The organism is Zarconia sp. (assembly GCF_057467645.1).
The window spans coordinates 20,641-36,697 of the sequence record NZ_JBRJXU010000054.1; the positions used below are offsets into that span (position 1 = coordinate 20,641).

Genomic DNA, 16,057 nt, shown 5'->3' on the forward strand with positions numbered 1-16,057 from the left:
CGCGCAAACGAGGCGATGCCCGCCATGACCCCAACCGTTGCACCGAAAACCTTCGCCACTTTTGAGGAGTACCTCGCTTACGACGACGGTACAGATAACTGCTATGAATTAGTTGATGGGGAGTTAGTACTGTTGCCACCGGAATCGCGAGAGAATATCGAAATTGCCAAAGAACTCTTTTGGGTGTTAGCGATCGCCCGCATCGTCAAGCGATCGCTGATTTACCCCCACACTGGAGAAGTTCAGGTTCCCGTTCTCGAACCAGGGGATGCCGCAAACCGTTACCCCGATTTCATGGTTCTCGACGAAGTGCATTTGGATTTAACTAAAAAGCGCTTTACCATCACCCTGGAGATGCCCCCACCGCGTATGGTTGCAGAAGTCGTCAGTCCCGGCAAAGAAAGCCGCCAACGGGACTACGAACGCAAACGCGCTCAATACGCCGCCATCGGCATTCCCGAATATTGGATTATCGACCCCCAGCAGGCACAAGTGACGGTGTTGTTTGTGGAAGAAGGACAATACGTGGAAATTGGTGTATTTCGCGATGATGAGGCAATTTCCTCTCCCACTTTCCCCCAACTGTGCTTGACGGCGAAAGAATTACTGAGTCCCGAAAATGTGGAATAATTGTACGATATCAACCAGTAGAAATTGCAAGCTTACTCTGTTGTGTCATTATAATGGAGCACGATAATCTCATTTCAGTAATTTCTGCTCATTGACACTGTTGTGAAAACAAAGTTTCACAACTCAAAAGCTTAGTCGATCTGTCGCTGATACTTTCCTCGTTTAATTTGTAAAGATAAGCGTACAAGTACTATACATTTCATAAATAAAACAATAAAATAAACATCCCCATTAACTTCGATCATGCCGATTCTTTTACAGAATTGGAGGTTTCTAGTGAGTAATCTTTTAGAAGCGTGTATATCTATTGCAAATTCTCCCCAAATAGAATTAACTGAGTTCTATAGTGGAAAAAATAGAATTAATAATATGGGTAAGGCATTGGAAATTTATATTGAAGATGCTTTTGCCGGAACTATACATGAAAAAGACGAGCAGGTTCGGCTAAGAAAAATACAAGAAGTCTATTCATATTCTGGAAATCAAAATAACCCTCCAGATCTAATTTTACGTGGCAGTGATGCTATTGAAGTCAAGAAAATAGAGTCATCTAATTCAGCATTAGCTTTAAATAGCTCTTACCCAAAAGCAAAGTTATATTCAGATAGTGCAATGATTACTCAAGCTTGTAGAGATTGCGAAACCTGGTCTGAAAAAGATATAATTTATGCAATCGGACATATATCTAAAAAAAAATTAAAATCATTATGGATGATTTATGGAAATTGTTATGCAGCAGATCGAGATATTTATGAGAGAATAAAGACGACAATTTCTAGCGGTATTTTAGAAATATCAGATATAGAATTTACACCCACAAAAGAGTTGGGTAAAGTTAAGCGTGTCGATCCTCTCGGGATTACAGATCTTCGGATTAGAGGGATGTGGAGTATATTTAATCCCAAAAAAGTATTTGATTATGTATATAAAAGTAATGACGATCGAGATTTTCAACTAGTTGCGATAATGCAAGATGAAAAGTATACTAGCTTTCCGGAGAGCAGTAAAAGTAACCTAGAATCTTCAAATCTGCTTGACTTAAATGATATTAAAATCAAAAATCCGAATAATCCAGCTAATTTAATGAATGCAAAAATGATAACGTTTTCTATAAGTGCAAGTTTAACATGAAATTAGTTTCACTCTTTTCCGGTGCAGGGGGTTTAGATCGCGGGTTTGAAGACGCAGGTTTCCAAACCATTTGGGCGAACGAATACGATAAAGAGATTTGGGAAACCTTTGAGAGCAACTTTCCCAATACAAAATTAGATCGTCGATCGATTCGCGATATTCCTTCCGATGCAATTCCCGACTGCGACGGTATTATTGGCGGACCGCCCTGTCAAAGTTGGAGTGAGGCGGGGGCATTGCGAGGTATTCAAGATCGCCGAGGACAGTTATTCTTTGAATTTATCCGTATATTACAAGATAAACAGCCAAAATTCTTTCTTGCGGAAAATGTGTCGGGAATGCTGGCACCTCGACATTTGGAAGCATTAGAGAATATCAAGGTTTTATTTTCTGAGAGTGGGTACAATTTATCATTTTCTCTTTTAAATGCGGTGAATTACGGCGTTCCTCAAGATAGAAAGCGAGTCTTTTTTGTAGGGATTCGCCAAGATTTAGATTTTAAGTTTGAATTCCCCTCGCCTTTATCTAAAAAGTACGTTCTCAAAGATGCGATCGCAGATATTCAAGATTCAGTTTTACCCGCAAAAGATAAAAACTATACCAACGGCAAGAAATGTAAATTAGCCAATCACGAATATATGGTAGGAGGATTCTCCAGTATTTATATGTCCCGAAATCGGGTGAGAAGCTGGGACGAACCTTCTTTTACCATCCAAGCCGGCGGGAGACACGCGCCTTTGCATCCCCAAGCACCAAAGATGCAATTAGTCAAGCCAGATGTACGCAGATTTGTACCGGGAAAAGAGGATTTATATCGAAGATTGAGCGTGAGAGAATGCGCGCGGATTCAAACTTTTCCGGATACCCATATTTTTGACTACCAACATTTAAGAGCTGGGTACAAAATGGTGGGTAATGCAGTTCCCTGTCAGTTAGCATTTTGTTTGGCAAAATCCCTTCGAGAGCAGTTGGAAAATCACCAACCGATCGCTCGTAAATTGTTCACAGAAGAGATGCATGTACCAATTCTGCAAGGAGTCTCGTAACTCGATCGGTTAAACTGCTAGGGAATAAGTCATCAGAAATCGAACATCGATCTTTGAAGATTTAACTTAAATTTTGAACTGGCATTTTAAATCAATTCGATGAGTTCCTTGTCTCTCAACCTGGTAGCGATCGCCATTTTTGGCTTTACCATGTCCGCTTTACTCGGTCCATTAATTCATCTCGATCCCATTTTTCCGGCGATCGCAGCCTTTGGATTATTAGGACTCGCCACCGTCGATACCCTAGGGTTGAACGGGCGCGGTTCGACGCTGATGCTAGACTGGCTGGCAACCATCTCCCCGGAACATCGGCAGCGCGTCACCCATCACGAAGCAGGGCATTTCCTGGTGGCTCACATGCTTGAGATTCCGATCGCCAACTACACTCTCAGCGCATGGGAAGCCTTTCGTCAGGGACAATCGGGACGGGGTGGCGTGCAATTTGACGATCGCATTCTCGCAGCGCAACTCGAACGGGGTACGCTGTCAGCCCAGTCTCTCGATCGCTACTGTACCGTGTGGATGGCCGGAATTGCTGCCGAAACTCTCGTCTACGATAACGCAGAAGGGGGCGGCGACGATCGCCAACAACTGCGAACGGTACTCTCTCAACTGAGTCCTCCCATTCGCGATACCCAGCAAAAAGAACGCTGGGCGGCTCTACAAGCGACGACGATGCTGGCTACTCATCGTATGGCTTACGATGCCCTCGTTGAGGCGATGTCGCAACGGTTACCGGTGGCTGAGTGTTGTGCGATCGTCGATAAGCATCGCAGTGAAGTCAAACCGAGTTAACATCAGTTCGGGTATGGAATGTATGGCAGTCGCCACTGTAGGGGCACAAGCATTTGAGCGATAAACCATTAGTCAATAGACATCTGATATATCCAAATGCTTTGCCCTCCGACGCGAAGGGGACTACGGGGGGTATCTTATTTCCCAGCACACCCCCAACTATGACTCGATTTTCAATTGTTCTACCGTCGTAACATTTAATTCCAAAGTTCCCCGATTATCCTGGGGAGTGACATCGACGATTTTAAAGGTTTTGCCGTGCAATCCCGGTAAAGGAACGCCATTAGGAATGCGATCGAGCAAGGTTCTCGGAACCAAAACGCGATAAACTGTCCCATCCTCTCCATTGAGAATGAAATTAATCGTCTCGCCATCTACTTGATACCCGTTCACTTGCCCAGAAATACTGCTACTTTCCGTGGGGACAGATGCCGTTACCACCGTCTCGCAAAATAACTGTACCGGTTGTTTCTGCCAATCCACGCAGCCGAGAACTTCATCGACGCGATTGGTAATGCCGATAAAATACTGATAATCCGGTTCTTCCCCTTCTCCGTATTTAGCACTGTTTTTCACCTCATCGGGGGCATTCACCAGGGCTTGCGAAATGACGTCTCGCTCGACATTGGATAAATCCGGAGAAAGATAAACCCCCGATAGGGGAATCGATCGACTGCGACTAATGGCTCGTAATTGGTCATCATTTTCCACGATTTGATACGCACCGCTGCCCACATCAATTTGCCCGGATTTTACTTTTTCGATCGTCGATGGTGTATCGGCATTGCCCAAATCGACTTGCAAGGTTTTGCCGTATAAATCGTAAACGGGAATATAAAAACCAGAGGCACTATTAAAATCTCCCAATGCCAATTTAATCTCAGGTGTTAAATCGCTAATCCCCTGAATCGGACTATCTTGACGCACGAAAAGAACTGATTCAAACTTCGAGGCTTGGGGAAACATCCGCGCGGCAAATTGATAGTCGTTATTAATCGCAGCAACAGACATCATCGGACTGGTGGTAAACGCCACATCCCATTGCTTCTCAACGATCCGATTTCTCACCTGAGTAAATGCATCATCCCCACTGAGGGCAACACTATCAATTTGCACGTCAACATTTTCTCCCAGCTTGGTTTCTAAATGTTCTTCGAGTGCGGCATAATCGGCTTCTGGATTATAGGGAGTAGTGAGAACTCCAACGGTGACCGAACCATCGGCAAACAGCGTGGATGTATCGATAGTGACTTCACTCGCCGGTTCCGTCTCTGAAGGATTCGCGGGATTTGTGGTTTCGGTTTGAGCCGATTGCTGACAGGAGATGAGAAAAAAACTGGCGATGGTGGCAGCGATCGTTTTCAGCCGATAGTAAGTACTCATGAGGAATGCAACTCAACATTGAGAGATATCAATGTTTACAAAATTCACCCCATGCCATCCGGAAAATCGACAGTTTTCTCAAAGCGATCGAGAATCAGAAGAAACGCGAACTCCAACACATTCTCGATCGTATTCAAGAGATTTAGTGTACTGAGTTTTGAAGGGAAGGTAGGCAGTTGAGTCACCTGTCGTGCGTCGGTTTCCTTCAGAAAAACTACCCACCCCCTCATTCGAGAGATATCGTCTTTATCGAAAAGCGGCGTAGCCAAACGTGACGTTAAACTCGCGGCACCAAATCGCCACCGCATCAAAATCTTCAATATCGACATTTGCAGGAATTTCGTAGCGTTGTCCCCCGCTAAAACTTTCCAGAGGCGCCAGAGTAATATAGTTCTGCTCGCTCACGTTAATGGGAACGACACCATCGCGATGCAGAATCACCTGCACGTCTGGTCCGCTAGCGGTATCGAATCCTTGAGAAAATTCGAGAAAGCGCTTCCCATCTTTTTCGATAATCGTGGCGGCCCCACTGGTGGGGTGGTCTTGTTCTACGGTGACGAAAGCACCAGCCGCGAGGGTGGTTTTAGCTTTGAGTGGGATAGAATTTTCGAGGGGTTTGGCTTGTAGAGAAGAAGGGGCGATCGTGCCGAAGCCAGCGAACAAAACGGCCGATGCGATACCTAAAGATGCGACTCGATTGAATTTCATGATTTGCGCTCCATCTAGTGGATGTGTTTTCGATTGCTTGATTTTCATAATCGGCGATCGAACTGAATGCACTCCCATGGGAACTTGAAAAACCCCTAAGAGTTTTCTGAGAAACCTGAAAAAATAAGAGTCTTAACATGAGAAAACCTGCGAGCCGACTGTTTGTGTCGTTGAGTACTCGCAGGTTGAGAACTAGAAGCAATTTGGAATTAAAGGAGTGAGGATATAGACCTTCGCGTTAGGCAGCCATTGCCTTACGGTAGTAGGTGAGAGCTTCCGCATCCTGACCCTGGCGCAACTTCACATCGCCGATGGCGCGGTACAAACTGGCACTATCGGGTTTGAGTTCGTTGGCTTTCTGGTAGCAACCAATGGCCTGCTCGTACATCCCCTTTTGGCCGAAGGCATTGCCCAATCCCATGTGGGCGGAGACGAGGTCGGGTTTAATCGCTAAAGCCTTCTGGTAGCTGGCGATCGCCTCATCGATGCGACCTTGCTTGAGCTGAATGGCAGCAATTTTAATCTGGTAGCGCGTGGTGGCTTCGGGTTTGCCCTCCTCCTCCTGAGCGGCGACAGCTTTGCCGAAGCAATCAGCCGCTTCATCGAGATTGCCCTGCTTTTGCAGCAAGTCACCGAGTTGACCGTGAAGTCTGGCGCTGGGTTTGAGTTCGACCACTTTACGATAGGCTTCGATCGCCTCTTCCGAACGACCTTGCTCGCTGAAGGTTTTGGCAACGTTGAGATAAACTCGGAACGGTTGCTCGGGGTTGAGGGCGATCGCTTTTTTGTAAGCAGAAACCGACCCATCCACATCACCGCTTTCCTCGAGTGCTTTGGCAAGCTTCAAGTAGGTGAAAGCGTTTTCAGGTCGAAGAGAAACAATTTTCTGGTAAGCACTTGCAGCTTGCGCCCAGTTTTCCTGAGTTTCGTAGATGCTGGCAATCTGGCGCAGAGCTGGAACGCTATTGGGTGTCGCGTTGAGAGCTTCTTCGTAGAGGGGAAGGGCTTCGTCGAGTTTCCCTTCTTCTTTAAGCTGGTTGGCGCTGTTGAGTTTTTCTTCGGCAAGCGCAGCTTTTTTAGATTTTGGCATTTTGGAGCAGCCTCCTTATAGAACCTAAATCTGGTTATAACACAGGAATTTCGATTTGGGTAAACGCGAGCAACGGAGGAAACAAGGGCAACGGGGGCAACGGTGAGGATGGAAAGGTCACCGACCCATTGTCAATTGTCCATTCTCTTCCCCTGCCTCCTTCGTCCCGCACAGAACGCCAAACCGAATCAAACCGCTGGCGTAGCCATCCCGCATTAATCCCATGGAGAGTGCCCCCTGGATCGTATCCCATCCGGCCATGAGCACCCCTAATACAGCGGCTGGATTTAAAGCCGAATCGATGACATCCTCCCAAAATGGGGCAACCGCTTGAGACCAGTCAGCGGTGTGGAGATTCTGAAATTCGAGTTCGCGGGCGATCGCGTCGTATTCGGGCAGGGAAATCACGTAGGGCAGGTGATAGACTCGGTAAATGTCGGCTAAATGCTGCTGCTCTCGGGCGGTGAGCGGAGCAGCCCCGTTGTTCGTGGGACGATGGCACCAAGTAGCCAGCATCAGGGTTCCTCCGGGTTTGAGAACGCGATAGCATTCCCGCAAAAACTCGACTTTATCGGGCATGTGTTCGCCACTTTCGAGAGACCAAATAAAGTCAAACGATGCGTCGGCAAAGGGCATATTCAAAGCATCGGCGACCAGAAACCCCGCATTCCCACGCATCCGGGCTTCTACGGCCCGATCGCTCGCCCGGTTAGCCTGCACTGGAGACAGGGTAATCCCAGTGGCTTTAGTGGCAAATTTCCGGGCTAAATAGAGGGTGCTGCCGCCAATACCGCAGCCGACATCGAGGATTTGTTGGGTGGGTTTGGGGGCGGATAAGCTGAAGCTCTCGCCGAGGCACTCCCTCGTCCACTGGAGTAATTCTTCGATGAGGTCGATTTGCGCCTGTCGCCGTTCTTTACGTAGGCGACCCTGGGGTCCATAGTAGCCGTGGTGCATGTGCTCCCCCCACACTTGTTCCCACAGGTCGCTGGAAGTATCGTAAAATTGGCGAATGCGATCGTACAGGCTTGATGTCATTAGAAAAAAGCGTCCGTGCGCGCGAGTGTTTGAAACGCAATTTCAACTCAATTTAGACTACCATTTCCCGTTAAAGTGAGAGAATAAACTAGCGATGTTCGAACGGCACTCGAGCGATTTTCCGCAATCGAGTTGTCTTCTAGTTCTGTAAGCGAACCTTTCCCATCTCTCAGACTCGATCGACAAATTAAATTCGCTCGCTATTCGACCGTTGCGGGCATTCTTGTCGATTTCCAATTTCCGGATAATTCAAAATTAAAATGACCGTTTCTCGAACGATTTGCCTGGGATTTCTCGGTGTAATTACTATTGGCACAATTTTATTAATGATGCCATTTTCTCTTAGTAGCGGAACCTGGAACAACCCCATCACGGCTCTGTTTACCGCAACTTCAGCCACTTGCGTTACAGGTTTAATCGTCGTCGATACGGGCAGCTACTATTCCTTCTGGGGACAATTTTTTATCTTATTGATGATTCAAGTGGGTGGGTTGGGTTATATGACCGCCACCACTTTTTTATTAATTCTTTTGGGGCGAAGATTTAAACTTAAGTATAAAGTTGCCTTGCAACAAGCCCTAGATACAGCGGGACTATCGGATGTGGGAAATCTTCTGCGATCGATTATTGCGACAACCCTACTCGTAGAACTGACCGGGGTGTTTCTCTTGATGTTAGTTTTCGTCCGTGACTTTGGATTTAAACCGGGAGTTTGGCAATCAATATTTCACAGTATTAGCGCGTTTAATAATGCCGGATTTAGTTTGTTTGAAGATAGTTTAATGGGGTATGCAACCTCTCCGATTATTAACGTTGTGATTCCGGGATTAGTCATTGTGGGTGGGATTGGCTACCAAGTGATGATGGAACTCTATCTATGGGTTCGGAGTAAAATTTCTTCAAGTGCAGAGCGGTTTTGTTTTTCCCTTCACTTCAAAATTGTCACCAGCACGAATAACTTTTTATTTGCCCTGGGAACTCTCATTTACTTTTTGGCAGAATATCACAATCCTTTAACTCTCGCCTCTTTGAACTTTAATGGCAAATTGATGACAGCATGGTTCCAATCTGTGATTACCCGAACGGCAGGTTTTAACAGTATTGACCTCGGTCAAATGACCAATGCAGCCTTATTCGCCATGATGATTTTAATGTTAATTGGGGCAAGTCCGGGAAGTACGGGTGGGGGGTTGAAAACAACGACCGTTCGCGTCTTATTTAACTGTACGGAAGCGGTTTTGCGAGGACGAGATGATGTCACCATCGATCGCCGACAAATTCCCGTCGAACTGATTTTAAAAGCGGTGGGTGTAGTGGTAGGTTCGCTGTTAACCATTGCCTTAGCGACAGCAGCCATTAGCGTCACCGATCCGAATTTGGAGTTTATCGATGTCTCTTTTGAGGTGATTTCGGCGTTTGCAACGGTGGGTTTATCCGTTGGCATTACCGCTCAAATTTCGGTCGTGGGAAAGGCGATTCTGATCGGGATTATGTATATTGGCCGGGTGGGAATTTTGCTACTCATGTCTGCTATTTTAGGCGACCCAAAACCTAGTGCAGTAGACTATCCTGAAGAGGAACTTTTAATTGGTTAGTTGAAACATTTAGTTGACTCTCTTTTTAAATGCATTGCATTAACGTGCAACTTTAAGTCTCCTCATATGGTGATGAAGATGAAAAATTATCTCCGATTTATTTAACCCTACTATTTTGGTTGTAAATTGTTAATAATTATATGATGCAAATTGGTTTTGGGTGATGTTTTTTTGTTTAATATTCTAAAATGAGGTATTCAGTGTGAATCTAGCATCTCTCAATTTTTTTCAAAGTTTACGACCAGATAATCGACAATTTGTTGTAATTGGCTTGGGACGTTTTGGAAGATCTGTTTGCTCGACATTGCACAGTTTAAACTACGATGTCCTCGCTGTTGACTGCGATGAAAACTTAGTCAATAAAGCCGTCAACGACCAAATTGCGGCTCACGCCATTCGTCTAGATACGACAGACCCTTTAGCCCTACAAGAAGCGGGTCTTTTCGATTTCGATACGGCGATCGTCGCCATTGGAAATTATCTAGCTCAAAGTATCATTACCACCTTAAATTTAAAGGAAGGTGGAGTCGAACATGTCGTGGCAAAAGCCTCTTCAGAAATTCATATGAAACTGCTCAAAAAAGTGGGAGCCGATCATGTGGTTTTCCCCGAACGGGAAATGGGATACGAACTCGCCCGATCGCTCACCCGACCGCGAATGCTCGATCGATTTGAACTCGACCCCCTGCACAGTATTGTTGAAGTGATTGTTCCCGAAAAGTTTGTTGGCAAAACCTTAGCAGAATTAGAATTGAGAGGTCGCTACGGGTTGAATGTTTTAGCCGTCAGTCATAACAATAAATTTCAGATTAATCCCAATCCGCGTCACCGTTTGGAAACCGGATCGGCGATGGTGGTTATCGGCTCGAATAAAGATATCGATCGCCTGCCAATTTAGTTTCAATTGTCTCAATATTCGGGCACACCCATCGATCGTTTTTCGTCTTCATAAATTAGAGCGATCGCTCTGCCACGGACTGCATAATTCGGCCAAGTCGAACCTATGTTATTAGAATGGGTTCGATCGCTTTGCTAATGAGACGAGATAGATTCCGCTCTGGAACAGTCCGTACGTTACCGGTTTGTCCCACCCCGATTGAGTTTTTGCTTTTACCGCGTCTTTGCATCTATAACGAACCGTGTCAGGACTTCCCCCCGCTTCTTGGTCTTGGATTACTTCTACCGCCATCGCGATTCTCTTTCCCACGATCGCCTTCGCTCAACCGATTATCCCCGATGACAGTACGCAAACGGACATCATCTTGAATGGCGATCGAATCGACATTCAAGGCGGACAAACCTCCGATGATGGAGCCAATCTTTTCCACAGTTTCCAGGAATTCGGCTTAGACACCGGACAGACAGCAAATTTTTTGTCCTCTCCAGATATTCAAAATATTTTCGGACGGGTGACTGGGGGAAACGCCTCCTTCATCGATGGCTTAATCCAAGTCACCGGCAGCAGTGCCAATCTCTTTTTGATGAACCCCGCAGGCATCGTCTTTGGGGAAAATGCTCGACTCGACGTCCCAGCTTCCTTTACCGCAACCACCGCCACGGGAATCGGCTTCGAGGGGGGATGGTTTCATGCCATGACTCCCAACAACTATACCAACCTGGTGGGAACCCCCAATGCCTTCGATTTTGCCACCCTCACCCCGGGTAGCATTGTCAATTACGGGAATTTATCCGTAGGAACCGGGGCAAATTTACACTTGTTCGGCGGTACGGTGGTGAGTCAGGGAAATCTGGTGGCGGACGGTGGCAATATTTCGATCGCTGCGGTGGCCGGGGATAGTCCGGTCCGCTTGAGGCTTGAGGGGAATATCCTCGCCCTCGAAGTTTCTCCCACCACTGCTTCGTTCTCATTATTCAATCCCCGATCGCTCCCAGAACTCCTCACCCTGGGCAAATCCCTCGACCATGCCGATACGGTGACGGTGAACTCCGATGGTACCGTGGCGTTAAAGGGTTCTGGCGTGCGTCTCGAAGCGGGAGATATCGTTACCGGTTCGATTTCGAGCAATGGAGGCGCGATCGTCCTCAATAGTACTGGGGGGATAACGACAACAGACACCTTGGATTCGTCGGCTGCTGTGGAGAATGGCGGAGCGGTTACCTTGCAAGCCCTGGGGGATCTTAGCACCGACGATGTGAATGCCTCTAGCATCCAGGGCGACGGAGGGGAAGTCTTTTTGTTTAACCAGACGGGGAATATCGCCACGGGAAATATCGATACTTCTTCCGAGGAGGGAAATGGGGGCAGGATCGAACTCATGGCGGGGGGAAGTATTACCACCGAGGATTTGAATGCCTCCAGCAACCAGGGAAATGCTGCGGGGGTGATTTTATCGAGTCCGACGGAGCAGATCGCCACGGGAAATATTGATGCGGCTTATGAGGATCGTGGCGATCGTCTTCCACTCCTCGAAGCCAATCCTCCATCGCCTCCCGCACCTCCCGAACCCCCAATCGTGCTAGATTTACCAACCACCCTCGCGTTTAATTTCGTGAATACCGATCGCCTCGAAATCCGCGACTCGAACCCAACTGTCGGACGGGGATTACCGGTTTTAGCCCGAGAGGCGGGCACTTGTTTGCAGGTGTCGGGATTGCTCGATGCGGAAGTGGGTCGGGAAACAACTGCTGTTTCTGGAGATCGCGCCGAAGCGATCGCCTGCTATCAAACCAACCTCAAATTTGCGCGGGAAAGCGGCGATCTCCCCCGCGAACGCTACACCCTCTACAACCTTGCCATCTCCTACTACGCCATTGGCGACTACGCTACGGCTTTGGAATACCACCAGCAACGTTTGGAGTTAGCACGATCGCTCGGCGATCTTCTCGAACAAGGGGCTGTTTGGAAAGGAATCGGCGATACCTACGGGGCCATCGGTCAGTTCGATCGCGCCGTTGAGGCTTACGATCGAGGATTGGAAATTGCCCGTTCTCTCGAATCTCAGGCATTAGAAGGAAATATCCTTCGCAATCTGGGACTGGTCTACTATGCCCTAGAAGACTACGAAACCGCCCTCGACCTGCAACGGCAAAGCTTGGAGTTCGCCCTGCAAGAAGGCAATTCGATCGCAGAAAAACGACGCCAACAAGTTGCCCGAGGCAACGCCCTCAACAACCTCGGACTCACTCACTACAAACTCACGGACTACAAAACCGCTCTCGAATTGCAGGAACAAAGCCTCGCCATTGCTCGAGAATTGGGAGATCGAACCGCCGTCGGACGGGCATTAGAAAACTTGGGACTGGTTTACTACGCCCGCGAAGACTACGAAAGGGCCATCGACTACCACCAACAAAGCCTCGCCTTAGCGCGCGAAACCGGAGATCGCCACGGCATCGCTCGCGCCCTGAATAACCTCGGGGATGCCCTCAATCGCGCCGGACGACCCTCCGAAGCGATCGATACCCTTTTGAGGGCGATCGAAACCTGGGAATCCCTACGAGAGAATTTGGGCGATCGCGATCTCGATCGAGTCGCCATTTTTGAAACTCAAGAAACCACCTACAGCACCTTACAAGAAATTTTGGTGGAACAAAATCAATTCGAGACGGCTCTAGAAATTACCGAACGGGGACGCGCTCGGGCATTCGTGGAGTTGCTCGCTCGCCGCCAAGGGAACTCGGCAAAGCTGCCCCAAGTTCACCCCCCCAACATCGCCCAGATTCGCGCCATCGCCCGAGAACAAAACGCCACGCTCGTTTCCTATTCGATCGTCCAAGACGTGGTAGAAATCGAGGGCGTGCGCCAGCTTCAGGACAAAGAACTTTATATTTGGGTGGTGCAACCCACCCAAGAGGTGGCATTTCGCCGCATCGATCTCGAGTCCGTCGTTGCCGAACGGGGTTCCCTGAAAAAATTGGCGATCGATTCCCGCTGTTTTAATATCCCCTGTCTGCGCCGCAAGGGAGTCACCCTCAACGATTGGCCCATCGATGCCGAGTCCGAGCGTATCCTCAACCCCGATTTGCAACAACTCTACCAACTCGCGATCGAACCGATCTCCGATTTACTTCCCCAAAACCCCGAAGAGCGAGCGATCTTCATTCCCCACCGTTCGATGTTTTTGATGCCGTTCCCCGCTTTGCAAGACCCCTCCGGGCAATATCTCATCGAACGGCAGACGATTTCCACAGCCCCTTCAATTCAGGTACTCTCCCTGACGCACCAACAACAGCAGAATAATGCAGGGCGCAAGTTCGGGGAAGCCTTAGTGGTCGGAAATCCGACGATGCCTGCGGTCACCTTTAGTGCTGGGGGTACGCCCTACCCCCTCGAGCCGCTTCCCGGTGCGGAATCCGAAGCCATTGCCATCGCCGAGATGTTGGGAACCGAAGCGATTACCGGGGATGGAGCCACCGAAGAGGCGATTGTCGATCGAATGTCTCGATCGCACATCGTTCATCTGGCAACTCACGGCTTGCTCGAAGATTTTGAGGGACTGGGTTTACCCGGCGCCATCGCCCTGACTCCCTCCGATGGCGCAGATGGTTTGCTTTCGGCTGGGGAAATTTTCGACCTGGACTTGAGTACTCAATTGGTGGTGCTCAGTGCCTGTCATACCGGTCAAGGTCGCATTTCCGAAGATGGGGTACTCGGATTGTCGCGATCGTTTATGGCCGCAGGAGTTCCTAGTTTAGTCGTATCCCTGTGGGCCGTTCCCGACGCACCGACAGCAGATCTGATGGTGGAATTGTACCGCCAGCTCGACCGCAACCCAGACAAAGCCCGCGCCTTGCGCCAAGCGATGCTGAGGACTTTAGACAAATACCCCAGCCCGGAAAATTGGGCGGCTTTTACTCTCATGGGGGAGTCTTGAGGGGAAATGCAGCGATCTGAAATCTGGGTATACACTGACTATATCGAGTTGGCAACAGTAATATCTTTTTCGAGTATTGAGCCTAAGTTGGCTAGTGGCGGTCAGCCAGAGTTTTACAGTAACGATTCAACCGAATTCGATCTAAAGTAGTCTAAATCACATGGCTACAAGCATTACATCATTTTATTTCTCAATTCCCCCGAACCGCTCAATATAGACCGATACAGTCTTTTTTTTGCAAATTTTCCCCTCTTGCCGCTTCATGCACTCTACCCCCCTCTCATCAATTTGTCCAAAGTCCAAGTCCAATAACTCACTATCGTTCTTTCTTCGGTTTCTATGTTTTCTTTAGTTTTCTTGCAATCTTTGACGAGTTTTACCCTATGGACTCAAAACCCTCGGGTTGCGCCATTACCCTGGGTCCCCCCCCGAACCTCCCAATTTCCCACCTCGGAAAACCGCTCGGAAAACAAACCCACCCCATCGAAGGTCGATGGCGCCGTTGCTCCCTCCTCCAATGACGTGACCTACATTTTAGGAGCTGGAGATCGCCTGCGGGTCGATGTCTTTGGCGTCCCGCAGTACAGTGGAGAATACCTTGTTTTACTCGATGGAACCGTTAACTTACAAGTCATCGGTCACGTAAACGTAGGCGGATTGAGCCTGCCCCAAGCGCAAGCCCTCATCTCCAGTCAATACGCGCCGTTTCTCACCCAGCCCCTAGTCACTCTGGTGCTACTCGAACCGCGTCCGGTGCAAGTGGCCGTGTCCGGGGAAGTCAATCGCCCCGGTTCTTACACGTTGGTGGGCGAAGCCGGTCGGCTGTTTCCTACCTTGACCGAAGCCCTTTCCCTGGCGGGTGGCGTTACCCAAGCCGCCGGGGTCGGTCAAGTCCAAATCCAACGAGGGGTGCGAACCTTTACGGTTGACCTGCTCGACTTGGCCGGTAACGGTACCATCGAGCAAGATCCCGTTTTGCTTGATGGAGATAGCATTTGGATTCCCACCGCCGAGAGTTTTGATGCCGAACGCAGTCGTATCATTGAGTCGGCAACGTTTTCCCCAGCAGCGAACGAACCCATTCAAATTGCTATCGTCGGCGAAGTTTTTCGCCCCGGTCCTTACACGGTCAACTCGCAAGGGGGAGTCGAAGTTCCGCCCACGGTTACCCAAGCCATCGAAGTGGCCGGCGGGATTACGGATTTAGCGGACATTCGCCGCATTGAAGTGCGCCGCCTGACCCGGTCGGGCGCGCAAACCATCGAAGTGAACCTGTGGGAGCTGTTACAATCTGGAGACCTCGCCCAAGACATTATTTTGCAGGCTGGAGATACGATCGCCATTCCCACCGCTCGGGACATCGACCCCACGGAAGTGGAAACCCTCGCCTCGGCGAGCTTCTCCCCCGATACCATTCAAGTCAACGTCGTGGGGGAAGTGATTCGACCCGGTCCGGTGGACGTGCCCCCCAATACCCCCTTAAACCAAGCACTGCTGGTGGCTGGCGGCTTCGATCCGGTTCGCGCTAGTGACAGTTCCGTCGAGCTGCTTCGTCTCAATCCCGACGGAACGGTTTCCCGGCGGGAAATTACCATCGATTTCGAACAAGGCATCGACACTGAAGGTAATCCGCTTTTGCAGGACAACGACGTGATCGTTGTCGGACGCTCGGGTTTGACGAGCGTCGCCGATACTGTTGGAGAGGTTCTGCGTCCCATCGGCAGCTTTTTCTCGTTTCTCAACTTTTTCCGCATTTTTCAAGGCGGTCGATAGGTGTAGCAGCTCGCAAGAAAAACTAAAAATAAC

12 protein-coding genes are annotated in these 16,057 nt (G+C 48.9%); 8 read left to right on the plus strand and 4 right to left on the minus strand.

Annotated elements, in window-relative coordinates; all coding sequences use genetic code 11:
- Positions 1-24 precede the first annotated feature (24 nt).
- From AC2215_RS07390 to AC2215_RS07405, 4 genes are all read left to right on the plus strand, one after another.
- Positions 25-630, plus strand: a complete 606-nt coding sequence (locus AC2215_RS07390; RefSeq protein ID WP_486809325.1) for a Uma2 family endonuclease — start codon at positions 25-27, stop codon at positions 628-630.
- A 276-nt stretch (positions 631-906) separates the two neighbouring features.
- Complete coding sequence (locus AC2215_RS07395) at positions 907-1,761, plus strand: NgoPII family restriction endonuclease (RefSeq protein ID WP_486809326.1); 855 nt, start codon at positions 907-909, stop codon at positions 1,759-1,761.
- On the plus strand, positions 1,758-2,807 hold the full coding sequence (locus AC2215_RS07400) for a DNA cytosine methyltransferase (protein WP_486809327.1): 1,050 nt from the start codon (positions 1,758-1,760) through the stop codon (positions 2,805-2,807). The genes AC2215_RS07395 and AC2215_RS07400 overlap by 4 nt, the downstream gene beginning before the upstream one ends.
- A gap of 99 nt (positions 2,808-2,906) precedes the next feature.
- Entirely contained in the window at positions 2,907-3,602 is a 696-nt protein-coding gene (locus tag AC2215_RS07405) for an ATP-dependent Zn protease (RefSeq protein ID WP_486809328.1), read from the plus strand.
- A 159-nt stretch (positions 3,603-3,761) separates the two neighbouring features.
- Here the strand turns inward: AC2215_RS07405 and AC2215_RS07410 are convergent, their stop codons facing one another.
- The 4 genes from AC2215_RS07410 to AC2215_RS07425 form a co-directional block, all read right to left on the minus strand.
- Positions 3,762-4,985: a phosphate/phosphite/phosphonate ABC transporter substrate-binding protein gene (locus AC2215_RS07410; RefSeq protein WP_486809329.1), complete on the minus strand. Its 1,224-nt coding sequence runs from the start codon at positions 4,983-4,985 to the stop codon at positions 3,762-3,764.
- Positions 4,986-5,231: 246 nt separating this feature from the next.
- Entirely contained in the window at positions 5,232-5,693 is a 462-nt protein-coding gene (locus tag AC2215_RS07415) for a DM13 domain-containing protein (RefSeq protein WP_486809330.1), read from the minus strand.
- Positions 5,694-5,931: 238 nt separating this feature from the next.
- Positions 5,932-6,783, minus strand: a complete 852-nt coding sequence (locus tag AC2215_RS07420) for a tetratricopeptide repeat protein (RefSeq protein ID WP_486809331.1) — start codon at positions 6,781-6,783, stop codon at positions 5,932-5,934.
- Between the two features lie 117 nt (positions 6,784-6,900).
- Positions 6,901-7,821: a methyltransferase domain-containing protein gene (locus tag AC2215_RS07425; protein WP_486809332.1), complete on the minus strand. Its 921-nt coding sequence runs from the start codon at positions 7,819-7,821 to the stop codon at positions 6,901-6,903.
- 260 nt (positions 7,822-8,081) lie between these two features.
- Here AC2215_RS07425 and AC2215_RS07430 point away from each other — a divergent pair, with 260 nt between their 5' ends.
- The 4 genes from AC2215_RS07430 (at position 8,082) to AC2215_RS07445 (ending at position 16,024) form a co-directional block, all read left to right on the plus strand.
- Positions 8,082-9,416: a TrkH family potassium uptake protein gene (locus AC2215_RS07430; protein ID WP_486809333.1), complete on the plus strand. Its 1,335-nt coding sequence runs from the start codon at positions 8,082-8,084 to the stop codon at positions 9,414-9,416.
- Between the two features lie 202 nt (positions 9,417-9,618).
- Positions 9,619-10,314 (plus strand): potassium channel family protein, encoded by a 696-nt coding sequence (locus tag AC2215_RS07435; protein ID WP_486809334.1) that lies wholly within the window; start codon positions 9,619-9,621, stop codon positions 10,312-10,314.
- A 241-nt stretch (positions 10,315-10,555) separates the two neighbouring features.
- Positions 10,556-14,251, plus strand: a complete 3,696-nt coding sequence (locus AC2215_RS07440) for a CHAT domain-containing protein (protein WP_486809335.1) — start codon at positions 10,556-10,558, stop codon at positions 14,249-14,251.
- Between the two features lie 339 nt (positions 14,252-14,590).
- The gene (locus AC2215_RS07445; protein WP_486809336.1) at positions 14,591-16,024 is read left to right on the plus strand and encodes a polysaccharide biosynthesis/export family protein; all 1,434 of its coding nucleotides are present in this window, start codon (positions 14,591-14,593) and stop codon (positions 16,022-16,024) included.
- The last annotated feature ends 33 nt before the right edge of the window (positions 16,025-16,057 follow it).